This is a genomic window from Alcaligenes endophyticus, from assembly GCF_026344035.1.
Lineage (GTDB): Bacteria > Pseudomonadota > Gammaproteobacteria > Burkholderiales > Burkholderiaceae_B > Alcaligenes > Alcaligenes endophyticus.
The window spans coordinates 1-1,128 of sequence record NZ_JAPKND010000019.1 but is presented as its reverse complement, the minus strand read 5'-3'; the positions used below and the strand labels follow the sequence as shown (position 1 = coordinate 1,128).

Here is a 1,128-nt window from a genome sequence, read left to right as displayed (position 1 = left end):
CCAACTGTACGACCACCTTCACGGATAGCGAAGCGCAGACCTTCTTCCATCGCAATAGGAGCGATCAAAGAAACTTTCATCGATACGTTATCACCAGGAAGAACCATTTCTTTGTCTTCTGGTAACTCAATCGTGCCAGTTACGTCAGTAGTACGGAAGTAAAACTGAGGACGGTAGCCTTTAAAGAATGGTGTGTGACGACCACCCTCTTCTTTGGACAGAATGTACACCTCAGCGTCAAAATCTGTGTGCGGCTTGATCGAACCTGGCTTGGCCAATACTTGACCACGCTCAACGTCTTCACGCTTAGTACCACGCAACAACAGACCTACGTTATCGCCAGCCTCACCCTGATCGAGCAGCTTGCGGAACATTTCAACACCGGTACAAATCGTTTTAACGGTATCTTTGATACCAACGATTTCAATCTCTTCGCCCACTTTAACGATACCGCGCTCGATACGGCCAGTAACTACTGTACCGCGACCGGAAATCGAGAAAACGTCTTCAACAGGCATCAAGAATGCACCGTCAATCGCACGCTCAGGAGTAGGAATGTAGCTGTCCAGTGCCTCGGCCAGTGCCAAAACAGCTTGGCTACCCAAGGGGCCTTCGTCGCCTTCCAGCGCCAACTTAGCAGAACCTTTGATGATCGGTGTGTCATCACCTGGGAAATCGTAGTTGGACAACAACTCACGAACTTCCATCTCAACCAATTCCACCAGCTCTTCGTCATCAACCATGTCTGCCTTGTTCAGGAACACGATGATGTAAGGAACACCAACCTGACGGCTCAACAAGATGTGCTCACGTGTCTGAGGCATAGGACCATCAGCAGCGGAACATACCAAAATAGCGCCATCCATTTGGGCAGCACCAGTAATCATGTTTTTAACGTAGTCAGCGTGACCGGGGCAGTCAACGTGAGCATAGTGACGGTTAGGGGTCTCGTACTCAACGTGTGAAGTGCTAATGGTAATACCACGAGCTTTCTCTTCAGGAGCAGCGTCAATCTGCGAGTAATCGCGGGCTTCGCCACCGTATGCTTTTGCCAATACTGTGCAAATAGCGGCAGTCAATGTTGTTTTACCGTGGTCAACGTGACCAATCGTGCCCACGTTCACGTGG

The 1,128-nt window shown here is 49.9% G+C and carries 1 protein-coding gene; it reads right to left on the bottom strand.

Annotation, left to right across the window (positions count from 1 at the left end; genetic code table 11):
* A partial coding sequence (gene tuf / locus OSH01_RS16465; RefSeq protein WP_266125221.1) for an elongation factor Tu occupies positions 1–1,128 on the bottom strand: 1,128 nt, incomplete at both ends.